This window comes from Janthinobacterium amylolyticum (assembly GCF_051380655.1).
Classification (GTDB): Bacteria; Pseudomonadota; Gammaproteobacteria; order Burkholderiales; family Burkholderiaceae_D; genus Janthinobacterium.
Map to the genome: position 1 here is coordinate 296,097 of NZ_JBNYXL010000004.1, position 15,487 is coordinate 311,583.

Consider the following 15,487-nt stretch of genomic DNA (forward strand, 5'->3'; position numbering starts at 1 on the left):
TATACTCAAAGCGCTTTGAAACATAGTTAAAGCGCTTTGGTTGTGCAAAGTGATGCACGCCGATCCTGCGGTTATAAACCTATAAAAACACTGGAGACACAATGAACACATTTTTCTTGAAAGCGTTGCCAGCGGCAGTGCTCATGGCCTTGAGCGCGTCGGCCCAGGCTGCCCTGCCGATCGACTTCGGCGGCTATATCCGCTCGGGCTTCGGCACCAGCAGCGAAGGCGGCAAGGAAGCCTGCTTCGGCCTGGCCGGCGCCTCGTCCAAGTATCGCCTGGGCAATGAGTGCGAAACCTACGGCGAGCTGAAGTTCGGCGGCGAAGCGTTCAAGGCAGCCAATGGCACCACCTTCCGCATCAATACCCTGGTGGCGTTTTCCGTCAACCAGAACCAGGACTGGGAGCAGTCGGACCCGTCGTGGCGTGAAATGAACGTGGTGGCCGACAAGATCGGCACGGGCGCCTTCGCCGAAGCGCGCGCCTGGGTCGGCAAGCGCTACTACGACCGCCAGGACGTGCACATCACCGATTACTACTTCTGGAATAACAGCGGCCCTGGCGCCGGCCTGGAAAACATCGACCTGGGCGCCGCCAAGCTGGCCTACGCCATCGTGCGCACGGCCGACGACACGGACAGCAAGCGCATGGGCCTGTCCCACGACTTGCGCTTTTCCGGCATCAAGGTCAACCCCGATGGCGAACTGACCCTGGGCGTGCAGTACAACCAGAAGCGCAACGCGGACGGCGCCGCGCCCATCGCCAGCGGCCATTTGCTGACCATCATGCATACGCAAGGCAACCTGCTGGGCGGCTTCAACAAGGTGGCGCTGCAGTTCGGCAAAGGCAGCGGCGCCAACACGGGCGGCTTCAGCCTGGGCGCCAGCAAGGACGACAAGGTGGTGCGCCTGACGGAACAACTGATGATCCAGCCGAAAGGCGCCTGGTCGGGCATGGCCACCTTCGTCTACGAAGACAAGGAAACGGCGGGCGTCAGCAGCAAATGGACGTCGATCGGCGCGCGTCCCGTCTACCACTTCAGCGACAACTACAGCCTGGCAGTGGAACTGGGCCACGACATCGTCAAGCCGGAAGGCGGCGAAAGCCGCAACCTGACCAAGCTGACCTTCGCGCCGCAACTGTCGGCCGGCAACAGCTTCTGGTCGCGCCCCGTGCTGCGCGCCTTCTACACCTATGCCAAATGGAACAAGGCGGCCCAGTCGGCGGCCGCCGCGGAATCGGCGCTGTCGTCGACGGGCGTGTTTGGCGGCAAGACCAATGGCAGCTCGATCGGCGTCCAGGTCGAGTCCTGGTGGTAAGAGCACCGAAAACGTCGCTGGCGGCGTTGCACGGTCTTGCCGTACCGGCGTACAGTTTGCGACGGCGCACCTTGCCCTGAACGTATTGCCGCACGCGCCTTATTCAGCGGCATCCAACACTGGCTGATGCCGCAAGGCAGCAGCCAATGGCAGCAACACCGCCTGCTTGTACAGGGGCAGGCAGTATCCGGACCCACCATCGCGCCGCTGCACGCGATGGCCGGCAGTTTCAATGTAGTGATTCAGCAGTATCCTCTTTTAGCGCGGGCGCCCCTGGGTTTGCCCGCGTATTTTTTTGGCCGCGCCGCCGGCGATCGTTAGCCTGATCGTTCTGGCATTTATCAGATAAACTACCCGACATCGCACCGCGCCGCCTCCGCCAACCCGCCGGACGCCGGCAGCGGCTGGACTCACCCAAGATAGCTCCCGACTGCAGCATCCATGAACCTCAAAAATCTCGCCAAAACGCTAGGAATTTCCGAAACCACCGTCAGCCGCGCCTTGAATGGCTATCCGGAAGTGAGTGAACGCACGCGCGAACGGGTAATGGCCGCCGCGCAGGCGGCCGGCTACCGGCCCAATCCCATGGCGCGCAGCCTGGCCGTGGGGCGCACGAATATCGTCGGCATCATCTACCCGCTGATGCCCAACGACCTGGCCGACCCGATGTTCATCGAGATCGTCGGCGGCATGTCCGAAGCGCTGGAGGCGCAGCAGATGGACATGATGATCGCGCCCGCCTCGGCCACCAACGAATTCCATACCTATGAGCGCATGGTCAAGGGCCGCCGCATCGATGGCCTGGTGGTCGGGCGCACGAAACCGTTCGACGAGCGCATCGCCTACCTGGCGCAGCAGGGCATGCCGTTTGTCGCGCATGGCCGCACGCAGCTGAACCAGCCGCACGCCTGGTTCGACTACGACAACGAGGCCGGCATGCGCCTGGCCGTCGAGCGCCTGGCGCAGCTGGGCCACCAGCGTATCGGCCTGATCAGCGCCACGCCGGACCTGAACTTCGTGCGCCAGCGCGTCGAGAGTTTCCAGAGCGCCATGCAGGCGGGCGGCCTGGCCGTCGATCCGGACAACCTGGTCGACAACGCGCACGACCGCCGCGCCGGCTACCAGGCCATGCAACGCCTGCTGGCCCGCTCGCCCCGCCCCACGGCCGTCATAGTCGACAATCACATGTCCGGCGTGGGCGCCGTGCGCGCCCTGCTCGACGCGGGCATCGCCATCGGCAGCGAAATGTCGCTGATCGTCTGGGGCGTGATGGAAGATTCCCTGGCCGGCCACAACGTCACCACCGTGGTCCAGCCCGACCCGCGCGGCGCCGGCGCGAAGATGATCCACATGCTGCTGGCCCTGATGGACGGCACGCCCGTCACCGAACTGCAGGAACTGTGGCCGTGCGAGCTGCTGCCGGGCGAGTCGGCCGGGCCTGTCCTCAGCACCTGATTTACCTCTTCATTGCGAAACCCGTTGACTACCGGGGTCAGGCCCTGAGGCTCTGACCCCGGCCCTTGCATGGGGTTTCGTCTTCGCCCAGGGGATGCACATCCCTTCCCTGAATCACCCCCATAAAAAAATCGTATGTCTGGCACGTGTATCGCTTTACTTTTCAAAGCGCTTTGAACTATACTCATTTCATACCCAAAGCGCTTTGAATTTTAAAATAAGACGTTCGCCTACCAACCAGCAGCGCCGTCCTGATAGCCAAGGCTACAGGCAACTTTTAAGAAATCATTCATGCCGACCATCCAGAACAATCTCGCTACCCTGCCCGCCGACTGGTGGCGCAGCGCCGTCATCTACCAGGTGTATCCACGCAGCTTCCTCGACAGCAATGGCGATGGCATCGGTGACTTGCCCGGCATTACCTCGAAACTCGATTACATCGCCGCCCTGGGCGCCGACATCGTCTGGATCTCGCCCTTCTTCACGTCGCCGATGAAAGACTTCGGCTACGACGTGGCCGATTTCTGCGACGTCGACCCCATGTTTGGTACTTTGGCCGATTTCGACCGCCTGGTGGCGCGCGCCCATGAGCTGGGCTTGAAAGTGATGATCGACCAGGTACTGTCGCACTCGTCCGACATCCACCCGTGGTTCGTGGAAAGCCGCGCCAGCCGCGACAATCCGAAAGCCGACTGGTATGTGTGGGCCGACCAGAAACCGGACGGCACCGTGCCGAACAACTGGCTGTCCGTGTTTGGCGGCTCGGCCTGGCAATGGGAGCCGCGCCGCGGCCAGTACTACCTGCACGACTTCCTCGCCAGCCAGCCCGACCTGAATTTCCACAACCCGGCCGTACAGCAGGCGCAGCTGGACAACCTGCGCTTCTGGCTCGAGCGCGGCGTCGACGGTTTCCGCTTTGACTCGTGCAACTTCCCCTACCATGACCAGCTGCTGCGCGACAATCCGCCGGCCGCCCAGCGCGATGCCAGCAGCGTGTCGGCCATCAATCCCTACGGCATGCAGTCGCACCTGTACGACAAGACGCAGCCGGAAAACATCGCCTACCTGCAGCGCGTGCGCGCCGTGCTCGACGAATACAAGGCCATTTCCATCGGCGAAGTGGGCGACGACAACGCGCTCGCTACCATGGCCGCCTACACCACGGGCGGCGACAAGCTGCACATGGCTTACAGTTTCAACCTGCTGACGGCGGAATTCTCGGCCGGCCACATCCGCACCCAGGTGGAGGAATTCGAAGCCAAAGTGGCCGACGGCTGGGCTTCCTGGTCCGTGGGCAACCACGACAGCGTGCGCGTGATGACACGCTGGGGCGGCGAAAACCCGTCGCCATCCCTGGCCAAGGTCGTGCTGGCCGTGCAGGCGGCCCTGAAAGGCACGCCGTGCCTGTACCAGGGCGACGAGCTGGCCCTGACGGAAGCGGACATTCCTTTCGAAGCGCTGCAAGACCCGTACGGCATCCCGTTCTGGCCCCAGTTCAAGGGCCGCGACGGCTGCCGCACGCCGATGCCGTGGGTGGCCGACGCGCCGCATGGCGGTTTCAGCACGGCCAAACCCTGGCTGCCCGTGCCGCCCGAGCACCTGGAGCGCGCCGTTGACGCCGAGGAGCGCGATAGCGGCTCGCCGCTGCGCTTTGCCCAGAACATCCTCGCCTGGCGCCGCACCCAGCCGCAACTGCTGAGTGGCGACATCGTCTTCTTCGATGCCCCGGAACCCGTGCTGGCCTTGCGCCGCGACCTGCCAGGCCAACCATCCGTGCTGGCCGCCTTCAACCTGGGCACGCAAGCCGTCACCTTCGCCTGGCCGGACGCGGCGCAGGCGACCGACCTGGCAGGCCACGGTTTGCCGGGCAGCCAGCAAGGCGGCAGCGTCACCCTGCCCGCCCATGGCGGCTGGTTCGGCACCCTGGCATAAATCGCAGGCTTTGGCGGACATGCCGCCAATTACAATAACGAGCCCCGCGCATCAGCGGGGCCGAACAACAGAGTATCAGTGCTTGGCAAAATCGTAGCGAGCGGATGAAAGCTGTGGCTGAGAAGCGCAGCTGTGCGAATGCACAGTGAGCATCGCCAGCCGCCAGTTCGACGCGCAGTAGATTTGGCCAGGCACATTCAGTGAGATTGAGGACGACAGACATGGCTGGACTGAAGTTAACAGGCCTGAAAAAGGCATATGGCGACGTGCAAACCCTGCACGGCATCGACCTGGAGATCGCCGATGGCGAATTCATGGTCTTCGTGGGGCCATCGGGTTGCGGTAAATCTACTTTGCTGCGCAGTATCTGCGGCCTGGAAGAAATCAGCGGCGGCGATTTGTTCATCGGCAAGACCCGCATGAACGACGTGCCGCCGGCCAAGCGCGGCATCGCCATGGTGTTCCAGAGCTACGCGCTGTACCCGCACATGAGCGTGGCGCAGAACATGGCCTTCGGCCTGAAACTGGCCGGCATGAGCAAGGTGCAAATTGCCGATGCCGTGCAGCGCGCCGCACAAATCCTGCGCATCGAGCCTTTGCTGGAACGCAAACCCAAGGATCTGTCCGGCGGCCAGCGCCAGCGCGTGGCCATCGGCCGCGCCATCGTGCGCAAGCCCGACGTCTTCCTGTTCGACGAACCGCTGTCCAACCTGGACGCCTCGCTGCGCGTGCAAATGCGCATCGAACTGGCGAATCTGCACCGTGAATTGCGTTCGACCATGATTTACGTCACCCATGACCAGGTCGAAGCGATGACCCTGGCCGACCGCATCGTCGTGCTCAACGCGGGCCGCATCGAACAGGTAGGCGCGCCGCTGGAGCTGTACCACCACCCGGCCAACCTGTTCGTCGCCGGCTTCCTCGGTTCGCCCCGCATGAACTTCCTCAAGGGCAAGATCCACAGCTACGCCGACGGCGTGGCCACCATCGCCACCAACGCGGGCGGCATGCTGCAGGCCGTGTTGACGCAGCCATTGGCCAGCGGCACCCCCGTCACCATCGGCGCGCGTCCCGAACACGTGCAGGCGTGCGCGCCCGGCGCCACGGCCGCCATTACGGCCAGCGTGCAGGCGGTCGAGAAACTGGGCGACATCAGCTATCTGTACGTGCAGGTACCGGGCGGCGACGAGCCGCTGGTGGTGCGCGCCGATGCCGAGACGGACTGGGCCATTGGCCAGTCCGTGGCCCTGCAAGTGGCGCCCGCGCGCGTCCACGTGTTCGATGAGCACGGCCAGACCCGCACCTGATCCACCCGTTTCAGGGGCCAGGCGCTACAGGCGCCGCCTGGCCTGGTTGCATGATTTCAGCCTTGATATTCAACATAAACTTAGCATAAAAAAAGATACTGGAGATTGACATGTCCTACACCCACACGAAACGCAGCTTCATCAAAACCACCGTGCTCGCCGCCGCCCTGGCCGGCATCGGCAACCTGGCCGCCGTCAGCCTGGCCAGCGCGGCCGAAGCGGGCACCCTGCTGATCTGGATCAATGGCGACAAGGGCTACAAGGGCCTGGCCAAGGTCGGCGAGGAATTCACCAAGAAGACGGGCGTCAAGGTCGTCGTCGAGCATCCGGAAGATGCGCCAAACAAGTTCCAGCAAGCGGCGGCCGCCGGCAAGGGTCCGGACATCTGGATCTGGCCGCATGACCGCATCGGCACCTGGATCGACGCCGGCTTGCTGCAGCCATTGACGCCAAGCAAGGAAGCGCGCGCCGCCATCCTGCCGCTGGCGTGGAATGCCTTCACGGTCGGTGGCAAGACCTGGGGCTACCCGATGTCCATCGAAGCCGTCGCCCTTGTCTACAACAAGGATTTGGTGCCGAACCCGCCGAAAACCTTCGAGGAAATCGCCGCGCTGGACAAGAAACTGTCGGGACAAGGCAAGAAGGCCATCCTGTGGGACTACACGAATACCTATTTCACCTGGCCTCTGCTGGGCGCGGGCGGCGGTTTCCCGTTTGAAGTCAAGGCCGACGGCCGCTACGATGCGGCGAAGACGGGCGTAAACAATGCCGGTTCGCAAGCCGGCGTGAATGCGCTGATGACCCTGATCAACAGCGGCGCCATGCCGAAGGGCGCCGGCTACGCGGAAATGGAAGCGGGCTTCAACCAGGGCAAGATCGCCATGATGATCAACGGCCCTTGGTCGTGGGACAACTCGCGCAAGTCGAAGATCAATTTCGGCGTGGCAACGATCCCGACCGTGGCAGGCAAGACGGCCACGCCATTCGTCGGCGTGCTGGGCGCGATGATTTCCAAGGCCAGCCCGAACAAGGACCTGGCGACGGAATTCCTGGAAAACCAGATGCTGCAGCTCAATGGCCTGAAAACCATCAACGCCGACGTCCCGCTGGGCACGCCAGCCAATAAAGTGCTGTTCGCGGAACTGAAAGCCAATCCGAACATCCAGGCGACGATGGAAAGCGCCCAAGCGGGCCGCCCGATGCCGAACAACCCGGAAATGGGCCGCTTCTGGTCGTCGATGCAATCGGCGCTGGAAAACATCACGCAAGGCCGCCAGACGACCAAGGATGGCCTGGATGCGGCGGCGAAGCGGATTACGACGGCGAATTAATCAGTATCGCGCTGCATCACGTGACTTCACGTAGGTCGGATTAGCGCTTGCGCGTAATCCGACATGTGCAGCCAACAATGTTGTCGGATTACGGCCCTTCGGGCCTGATCCGACCTGCACCACAACGCCTTCATCCAGCATCCATCTTCACAGGTATCCATCGTGCGCAAGTTTATCGGCCCTACGGTATTGACCATCAGCATGGCGCTGGGTCTGTATCTGCTTTTCATGTTGTACATTTCCGGCCAGACCATGCTGGCCGCCGTTTTCCTCGGCTTGCTGACATTGACGACGTTTGTCTTCACGTCGCCGCGCGCCTATGCCTACCGTTATCTGTTTCCCGGCATCACGGCGGTCATCGTCTTCGTGCTGCTGCCGATGGTGTACACGGTGTCGATCGGCTTTACCAATTTCAGTTCGCGCAACCTGCTCACCTATGAGCGCGCCACGCAATACCTGCTGGACGAGACACAGCGCGTGGAAAGCACGGGCTACGCCCTGACCGTGCATCCGGACAATAAAGAATACCGCTTGCGCCTGGAAAGCCCGGACACGGGCGAAGTGCTGCTGACGGAAGCGCTGGCCCTCAAGCGCGCCGTACCGCTGAACGTGGAAGTGGCGCCGCTCGATCCCGTGCAGGCGCCCGTGCTGGCCCCGCCGCTGCCCATCAAGGACATCATCGCCCTGCAAAAAGACTTGAAACTGCTGACCCTCGTGCTGCCGAACAAGATCGAGCTGCGCATGGTGGGCTTGCGCGAATTCGGCCCCGTCGCGCACGTCTACAAGCAATTGCCCGACAAGAACCTCAAGAAGATCGCCACCGGTGAACTGGTGACGCCGAACTTCAAGACGGGCTTTTATGAAATGCCGGACGGCACGAAACTGGAACCGGGCTTCAAGGTCAATGTGGGCTTCGCCAACTTCGTCAAGATTTTCTCCGATGAAGCGTTCCGCGGCCCCTTCCTGCGCATTTTCGTCTGGACCATCGTCTTCGCCCTGATCAGCGTGGCCACCACCACGGGCCTGGGCATGGTACTGGCCGTGCTGCTGAACTGGGATGCGCTGCGCTTCCGCGGCCTGTACCGCACCCTGCTGTTCCTGCCGTACGCCGTGCCCGGCTTCATTTCCATCCTCGTCTTCAAGGGTCTGTTCAACAATAACTTTGGTGAAATCAACCTGGTGCTCGATGCCCTGTTCGGCATCAAGCCCGCCTGGTTCTCGGACACCACCCTGGCCAAGGCCATGATTTTGATCGTCAATACCTGGCTGGGCTACCCCTACATGATGGTGGTGTGCATGGGCCTGATCAAGGCGATTCCGGCGGACCTGTACGAAGCGTCGGCCCTGGCAGGCGCCGGACCGCTGACGAATTTCTTCAAGATCACCCTGCCCCTGATCATCAAGCCGCTGGCGCCGCTGATGGTGGCCAGCCTCGGCTTCAATTTCAATAATTTCGTGCTGATCAGCTTACTGACGGGCGGGCGTCCCGATTTCCTCGACACCACCCTGCCTGCCGGCACGACGGACTTGCTGGTGTCCTACACCTACCGCATCGCGTTCGAGGATTCCGGCCAGAACTTTGGCCTGGCCGCCGCCATCTCGACCCTGATCTTCTTCCTCGTGGCCGCGATTTCGCTGGTCAACATGCGCCTGACGCGCATGAACAAAGCATAAAGGACAGACCATGGCTATCGTTGTCGACCGTTCCAACCGCTGGCGCATCCTGGCGGCCCACGTCGCCGTGATCGCGCTGATCGCGCTGGTGATGTTCCCCTTCCTGATGATCCTGTCGATTTCTTTGCGACCCGGCAATTTCGCCTCGGGCAGTCTGATACCGCCCGAGATCAGCTTCGAGCACTGGCGTCTGGCGCTGGGCATGTCCTACCAGGACGCCAATGGCGCGCTGGTCGAGCCGGACTTCCCCGTGCTGCTGTGGCTATGGAATTCCATCAAGGTGGCCAGCATGAGCGCCACCGTCACCGTGCTGCTCTCGACCACCTGCGCGTATGCGTTCGCGCGCATGCAGTTCCGCTTCAAGTCGCAGACGCTGTCCGCGCTGATGCTGCTGCAGATGTTCCCCGCCGTGCTGGCCCTGGTGGCCATCTACGCCATCTTCGACGTGCTGGGCAGCTACGTGCCGTGGCTGGGCATCGACCACCACGGCAGCCTGGTGCTGGCCTACACGGGCGGCATCGCCCTGCATATCTGGACCATCAAGGGCTACTATCAAACCATCCCCGTGGAAATCGAGGAAGCGGCCAAGGTCGATGGCGCCACGCAGTGGCAGGCCTTTGTCTACGTGCTGCTGCCGATGACGGTGCCCATCCTGATGGTGGTGTTTTTGTTGTCCTTCATTGGCGCCATCATCGAATACCCGATCGCTTCCGTGCTGCTGCATGAACAGAACAACCTGACCCTGGCCGTCGGCTCCAAACTGTTCCTGTACGAGCAAAAATACCTGTGGGGCGACTTCGCCGCGGCGGCGATTTTGTCCGGCCTGCCCATCACGGCCGTGTTCCTGCTGGCGCAAAAATGGATGATCTCCGGCCTGACGGCTGGCGGCGTGAAGGGCTGACATGCAGACCGTGCTGACCGCCCTCGCCGCTTTGCTCGTCAGCCTGCCGGCGCAGGCGGGCAAGGTTACAGATAAATTCGCGGATAACCCCATCGTCTACTTCGCCGTGACAGACCGTTTCGCCAACGGCAATCCCGGCAACGACCACAGTTATGGCCGCGCCGCCGACCCGCAAGGCGGCGATGTCGGCAGCTTCCATGGCGGCGACATCGCCGGCATCACGCAGCAGCTGAAAGCCGGCTATTTCCGCGAACTGGGCGTCAACGCCCTGTGGATCACGGCGCCGTACGAGCAGATACACGGCTGGGTGGTGGGCGGCAAGCAGCAGTTCCAGCACTACGCCTACCACGGCTACTGGGCACTCGACTACACCACCATGGATGCCAACATGGGCACGCGCGAGCAATTGCGCGAAATGATAGACACAGCCCACGCGCAAGGCATCCGCGTGCTGTTCGACGTGGTGCTCAATCACCCCGGCTACGCGGACCTGCGCACCCTGGCAGAGTACAAGGTGCCGGTTCTGTGGCCCGGCCATGAGAAAGCTGGCCTGCGCGATTACCACAGCTTCATCGACTACAACAACTTCGAGTTCACCCAGTGGTGGGGTCCGGACTGGGTGCGCGCCGGCTTGCCCGGCTATTCCGATGGCGGCAAGGACGACTACACGATGCAACTGGCCTACCTGCCCGACTTCCGCACGGAGAGCGGCAAGGCCGTGGGCTTGCCGCCAATCCTGCAACGTAAAAGCGACACACGTGCCGTGGCCCTGCCCGAGGCGACAGTGCGCACTTACCTTGTCAGCTGGCTGGCCGACTGGGTGCGAGAATTCGGCGTCGACGGTTTCAGGGCCGACACCGTCAAGCATGTGGAGCCGGCCAGCTGGCTGGCCCTGCGCGCGGCGGCCACCGATGCGCTCAAGGATTGGAAGGCGCGCCATCCGCAGCAGAAAATCGACGACTCGCCGTTCTGGATGACGGGCGAAGCGTGGGGCCATGGCCCCGAACGCAGCAGCTGGCATGACGCGGGCTTCGATTCGATGATCAATTTCGATTTCCAGAATCGCGCGGGCGGCGACTGGAAGAGCATCGACGGCGTCTACCGCCAGTACGCGACTTTGCTGGGCAAGCGCGCTGGCAATGAACCCCGCTACGACATCCTGTCGTATATCTCCTCGCACGACACCAGCCTGTTCCCGCGCGAGCGATTGAAGCACGGCTTGAGCGCCCTGCTGCTGGCACCGGGCGGCGTGCAGCTGTTCTACGGCGATGAAAGCGCGCGCCAGCCTGGCGCGGCGCCCGCCGGCGACGAGCAGCAGGCCACGCGCTCCGACATGAACTGGACCTCGCTGGACGCCGCCACCCTGGCGCATGCGCGCAAGCTGGGCCAGTTCCGCTTGCGCCACCCCGCGCTGGCGCGCGGCGAACATCGCCTGATCGAAGAAACACCATACGCGTTTGCCCGCGTGCTGGACGGTGATGCCATCATCGCCGTGCCGGAAGCGCAAGGCACGGTTTCCTTGAAAGTCCACGGCGTGTTCGCCGACGGCACCCCGCTGCGCGACGCCTACACAAACCAAACCTACTTAGTCGAAGACGGCGCCGTCGCGGTACAGGCGGCAGGCACCGTTCTGCTGGAGAAAGCTGCACCATGAGTACCTATGACATGTTAGTGGTCGGCGGCGCCGGCATCGACACCATCGTGCGCGTCCCTGGCCTGCCCTTGCCGGTCGCCGATTCCGTGCACGTGCCGCCCATCCGCGACTACGTGGCGCACACGGGCAATGGCGTGGCGCTGGGCTGCCATGCGCTGGGCCTGCGCTGCAAGTTCATCGACTTCATCGGCGACGATGCGCAGGGCGCGGCCATCCTGCAGCGCTATAAAGATGCCAAGCTCGATTTCTCGCACATCGTCGAGCCGTCCGGCACGCGCCGCAGCGTCAACCTGGTCGACCCGCAAGGGCGCCGGCTGTCGCTGTACGATGGCCGCCACCCGCAAGACGTGCGCATGCCGGCCGCGTTTTATCTGCCCTACCTGGGTCCGGCGCGCCACGCGCACTTTTCCATCATGGGCTGGGTCGCCGATTTGTTCGACGACGCCCTGGTGTGCGGCACGACCGTATCGACCGACTTGCACGACTGGGATGGCGTCAACCCGCACCACAAGGCCTTTGCCCTGCGCGCCGACCTGGTGTTCCTCAGCACGGCGGCACTCGGGGAGCGTCGGGACGACGTCATGCGTACGATTCGTTCGGAAGGCCGCGCGCAGCTCGTCGTGGCCATGGCGGGCGCGCACGGCGCCTACCTGCTGGAACGGAATACTGATGTGGTGCGCCACTTCCCTGCGGCGCCACTGACACAAGCCGTGGTCGATACCAACGGCGCCGGCGATTCATTTGTCGCCGCTTTCCTGCACGCCTGGCTGGATGGACGGCCGCTGGACGAGGCCATGCACCGCGGCGCCATCGCCGGCGCGTTTGCCTGCACCCAGCATGGCACGCATGAACGGTTTATCGGACGCGAAGAACTGCATGACTTATATCAAGCCCGCACTAGCTTATGACTTAATATTCTATCAAGCGTAGCAACGCGCCAATGGTCGCATGGCACAATGGCTGCGGATTTCACCACCGCATACCATAGCAACCGGAGACCTTCATGAGAATCGAAACCCTGGCCGTGCACGCCGGCTACAGCCCCGACCCCACCACCAAGGCGGCGGCAGTCCCCATTTACCAGACGGTGGCCTACGCCTTCGACAACGCCCAGCATGGCGCCGACCTGTTCGACCTGAAGGTGGCCGGGAATATCTACACGCGCATCATGAACCCCACGCAGGACGTGCTGGAAAAGCGCGTCGCGGCGCTCGAAGGCGGCGTGGCGGCGCTGGCCGTGGCTTCGGGCATGGCGGCCATCACCTACGCGATCCAGACCATCGCCGAAGCGGGCGACAATTTCATCTCCGCCAGCCAGCTATATGGCGGCACCTACAACCTGTTTGCCCACACCCTGCCGCAGATCGGCATCGAAGTGCGCTTCGCCGACGCGCGCCAGCCCGAGACCTTCGCCGCGCTGATCGACAGCCGCACCAAGGCCATCTTCTGCGAATCGATCGGCAACCCGCTGGGCAATGTAACGGACGTGGCCAAGCTGGCCGAGATCGCGCACGCGCACGGCATCCCGCTGATCGTCGATAACACGGTACCGAGCCCCTATCTGTTCCGCCCGATCGAGCATGGCGCCGACATCGTCGTCCACTCGCTGACCAAATACCTGGGCGGCCATGGCACCACCGTGGGCGGCGCCATCGTCGACAGCGGCAAATTCCCGTGGGCCGAACACAAGGAGCGCTTCAAGCGCCTGAACGAGCCGGACGTGTCGTATCACGGCGTGGTCTACACGGAAGCCTTCGGCCCCGCCGCCTTCATCGGCCGCGCCAGGGTCGTCCCGCTGCGCAACATGGGCGCGGCCATTTCTCCGCTCTCCGCCTTCCAGCTGATCCAGGGCATCGAGACCCTGGCCCTGCGCATGGACCGCATCTGCGACAACACGCTGGCCCTGGCCAGACACCTGAAAAACCATCCGAAAGTCGCGTGGGTCAACTACGCGGGCCTGGAAGACCACCCCGATTACGCGCTGGTGAAAAAATACATGGGTGGCCGCGCCTCGGGCATCCTGTCCTTCGGCCTAAAACTGGCCAGTGCGGAAGATCCGCGCGCGGCCGGCGCCCGCGTGCTCGATGCACTGCAGCTGTTCACGCGCCTGGTCAACATCGGCGACGCCAAGTCGCTGGCCACGCACCCGGCCTCCACCACGCACCGCCAGCTCAATCCCGAGGAACTGGCGAAGGCGGGCGTGTCGGAAGACATGCTGCGCCTGTCCGTCGGCATCGAGCATATCGACGACTTGCGCGAAGACCTGGAACAGGCGCTCAACGCTGCTTAAACGCGGGCTTTGACGCCATAGCGCGATGCCGGCGTGCCGCGCATCGCGCCCGCGAACAGGGCCAGGCGGGCCGCGTCAAACTGCTCCCACAAGGCCTGGTCTTCAACGGAGGGCAAGGTCACCAGCTCGCCCTGGTCCAGGCCCGCCAGCGCCGCATCGACGCAGTCTTCCGCGTGCATGATGGTGGCCTGGTCCAGTTGCGCCAGCGGCACGCCGCTCAATTCCCAGATTTCCGTCGCCGTCGACGCGGGCAGCACCAGCTGCACCGTGATGCCCGTGCCGGCCAGTTCCTGCTGCAAGCCGCGCGTGAAATTCATCACATAGCCCTTGGTGGCGCTGTAGACGGTGCTGACGGGCAGGATGTGGAAGGACAGCACGGAACCGATGTTGATGATGGTGCCGCTGTCGCGCTGCTTGAACTGCGGCAGCACGGCGTAGCTCAGTTCCGCCACGGCCGTCACGTTGACCTTGTCCATGATGGCGATATTTTCCGGGGAAGTATCGAGCACCGGCGCCAGGGTCGAGGCACCCGCGTTATTCACCAGCATGGTGATGGCGGGATTGGTGGCCAGTTCCGTGGCCACCCGCTGCAGGTCGCCTGGCGCGGACAGATCCGCCGCCATGGCGCGCACGGACACGCCGTATTTTTCCGCCAGCGCCTTGGCCAGCACGCCCAGGCGCTCGACCCTGCGCGCCACCAGGATCAAATCAAAACCGCGCGCCGCCAGGCGGTCTGCGTAAATGGCGCCCAGGCCAGACGATGCGCCGGTGATGAGGGCCGTGCCTTGTGTGTTGCTTGTGCTCATGGTGATTCCTTTACTGAGATTTTTATTGTGTCCGCTTAAGCCCGCTGCAAAGACCGGGCCTGGCCCCTGAGGGTCCGACACCGGATTCTGTTACTGGGTTTAGAAGAATCACGAATTAAACATGACAACCATCATGCTTTGAAACGGCGCTAAACATGACGACCATCATGCATAGTGTCGCTAGCATGACGAACATCATGTATGATGTCAACAGAAATTATTTGCGCAAACGGAGAACAGCATGCGATACCCGGCAGCCGAAACGGCAGAAAAACACCAGCGCATCCTGACGGCAGCGGCGCGCCTGTTCCGCGAACAGGGCTTTGACGGCGTCACGGTGGGACAGATCATGCAGGCGACGGGGCTCACGCACGGCCCCTTCTACAACCACTTCGCCTCGAAGGAAGCGCTGATGGCGGAAAGCACCCTGCATGGTTCGGAACACTCGCGCGTGGCCCTCGATGCGGCCAGCGCCAGCCCGGAAGCCATGCGCCAGTATGTGCGCGATTATGTGAGCACGGCCCACCGCGATGCGCCCGGCGACGGCTGCCTGCTGGCCGCGCTGGCCGGCGATGTGCGCAAGCAGCCCGCCGTGCGCCCCGCTTTTACCTTTCACCTGAAAACCATCATCGGCAAGCTGGCGGCGCATTTCCCGTGGCAGAAAAAACGCGACCCGCGCCAGCAAGCCATCGTCATGCTGTCGGCCATGGTGGGCGCCGTGGCGCTGTCGCGCGCCGTCGATGACGACGCGTTTTCGGACGAGATACTGAAAGCGGTGAACACGGCTTTTACGACGTAGGTCGGATTAGCGCGCAAGC

General features: G+C 63.2%; 12 protein-coding genes. 11 read left to right on the forward strand and 1 reads right to left on the reverse strand.

Annotated features, from left to right (window positions below; translation table 11 throughout):
- Positions 1-101: 101 nt before the first annotated feature.
- The 10 genes from ACQ4WR_RS10655 (at position 102) to ACQ4WR_RS10700 (ending at position 13,863) form a co-directional block, all read left to right on the forward strand.
- Complete coding sequence (locus ACQ4WR_RS10655) at positions 102-1,319, forward strand: maltoporin (RefSeq protein WP_102293220.1); 1,218 nt, start codon at positions 102-104, stop codon at positions 1,317-1,319.
- 441 nt (positions 1,320-1,760) lie between these two features.
- Positions 1,761-2,774: a substrate-binding domain-containing protein gene (locus ACQ4WR_RS10660; protein ID WP_436487145.1), complete on the forward strand. Its 1,014-nt coding sequence runs from the start codon at positions 1,761-1,763 to the stop codon at positions 2,772-2,774.
- A 291-nt stretch (positions 2,775-3,065) separates the two neighbouring features.
- The gene (locus ACQ4WR_RS10665) at positions 3,066-4,706 is read left to right on the forward strand and encodes an alpha-amylase family glycosyl hydrolase (protein WP_436487147.1); all 1,641 of its coding nucleotides are present in this window, start codon (positions 3,066-3,068) and stop codon (positions 4,704-4,706) included.
- Positions 4,707-4,927: 221 nt separating this feature from the next.
- The gene (locus tag ACQ4WR_RS10670; RefSeq protein WP_102293223.1) at positions 4,928-6,013 is read left to right on the forward strand and encodes an ABC transporter ATP-binding protein; all 1,086 of its coding nucleotides are present in this window, start codon (positions 4,928-4,930) and stop codon (positions 6,011-6,013) included.
- A gap of 110 nt (positions 6,014-6,123) precedes the next feature.
- Positions 6,124-7,344, forward strand: coding sequence for a maltose/maltodextrin ABC transporter substrate-binding protein MalE (gene malE, locus ACQ4WR_RS10675; protein ID WP_436487149.1), 1,221 nt, complete (start codon positions 6,124-6,126; stop codon positions 7,342-7,344).
- A gap of 162 nt (positions 7,345-7,506) precedes the next feature.
- A complete protein-coding gene (gene malF, locus ACQ4WR_RS10680; RefSeq protein WP_436487150.1) occupies positions 7,507-9,018 on the forward strand; it encodes a maltose ABC transporter permease MalF in 1,512 nt (503 codons plus the stop codon).
- 10 nt (positions 9,019-9,028) lie between these two features.
- Positions 9,029-9,919, forward strand: coding sequence for a maltose ABC transporter permease MalG (gene malG / locus ACQ4WR_RS10685; protein ID WP_102293225.1), 891 nt, complete (start codon positions 9,029-9,031; stop codon positions 9,917-9,919).
- Between the two features lies 1 nt (position 9,920).
- Positions 9,921-11,573 (forward strand): alpha-amylase family glycosyl hydrolase, encoded by a 1,653-nt coding sequence (locus tag ACQ4WR_RS10690; RefSeq protein ID WP_436487153.1) that lies wholly within the window; start codon positions 9,921-9,923, stop codon positions 11,571-11,573.
- The gene (locus ACQ4WR_RS10695; RefSeq protein WP_436487155.1) at positions 11,570-12,481 is read left to right on the forward strand and encodes a carbohydrate kinase family protein; all 912 of its coding nucleotides are present in this window, start codon (positions 11,570-11,572) and stop codon (positions 12,479-12,481) included. Before ACQ4WR_RS10690 ends, ACQ4WR_RS10695 begins: the two co-directional genes overlap by 4 nt.
- Positions 12,482-12,576: 95 nt before the next feature.
- Entirely contained in the window at positions 12,577-13,863 is a 1,287-nt protein-coding gene (locus tag ACQ4WR_RS10700; RefSeq protein WP_436487157.1) for an O-acetylhomoserine aminocarboxypropyltransferase/cysteine synthase family protein, read from the forward strand.
- Here the strand turns inward: ACQ4WR_RS10700 and ACQ4WR_RS10705 are convergent.
- Positions 13,860-14,669, reverse strand: a complete 810-nt coding sequence (locus ACQ4WR_RS10705; RefSeq protein ID WP_436487159.1) for an SDR family NAD(P)-dependent oxidoreductase — start codon at positions 14,667-14,669, stop codon at positions 13,860-13,862. The genes ACQ4WR_RS10700 and ACQ4WR_RS10705 overlap by 4 nt on opposite strands.
- Positions 14,670-14,910: 241 nt before the next feature.
- On the opposite strand from ACQ4WR_RS10705, the gene ACQ4WR_RS10710 reads away from it, so the two are divergent.
- A complete protein-coding gene (locus tag ACQ4WR_RS10710; protein WP_102293230.1) occupies positions 14,911-15,468 on the forward strand; it encodes a TetR/AcrR family transcriptional regulator in 558 nt (185 codons plus the stop codon).
- The last annotated feature ends 19 nt before the right edge of the window (positions 15,469-15,487 follow it).

Coding starts and splice junctions, on each gene's coding strand:
- ACQ4WR_RS10700 (WP_436487157.1), top strand. CDS start 12,577: ATGAGAATCGAAACCCTGGCCGTGCACGCCGGCTACAGCCCCGACCCC.
- ACQ4WR_RS10655 (WP_102293220.1), top strand. CDS start 102: ATGAACACATTTTTCTTGAAAGCGTTGCCAGCGGCAGTGCTCATGGCC.
- ACQ4WR_RS10705 (WP_436487159.1), bottom strand. CDS start 14,669: ATGAGCACAAGCAACACACAAGGCACGGCCCTCATCACCGGCGCATCG.
- ACQ4WR_RS10695 (WP_436487155.1), top strand. CDS start 11,570: ATGAGTACCTATGACATGTTAGTGGTCGGCGGCGCCGGCATCGACACC.
- malG (WP_102293225.1), top strand. CDS start 9,029: ATGGCTATCGTTGTCGACCGTTCCAACCGCTGGCGCATCCTGGCGGCC.
- ACQ4WR_RS10665 (WP_436487147.1), top strand. CDS start 3,066: ATGCCGACCATCCAGAACAATCTCGCTACCCTGCCCGCCGACTGGTGG.
- ACQ4WR_RS10690 (WP_436487153.1), top strand. CDS start 9,921: ATGCAGACCGTGCTGACCGCCCTCGCCGCTTTGCTCGTCAGCCTGCCG.
- ACQ4WR_RS10660 (WP_436487145.1), top strand. CDS start 1,761: ATGAACCTCAAAAATCTCGCCAAAACGCTAGGAATTTCCGAAACCACC.
- ACQ4WR_RS10710 (WP_102293230.1), top strand. CDS start 14,911: ATGCGATACCCGGCAGCCGAAACGGCAGAAAAACACCAGCGCATCCTG.
- ACQ4WR_RS10670 (WP_102293223.1), top strand. CDS start 4,928: ATGGCTGGACTGAAGTTAACAGGCCTGAAAAAGGCATATGGCGACGTG.
- malE (WP_436487149.1), top strand. CDS start 6,124: ATGTCCTACACCCACACGAAACGCAGCTTCATCAAAACCACCGTGCTC.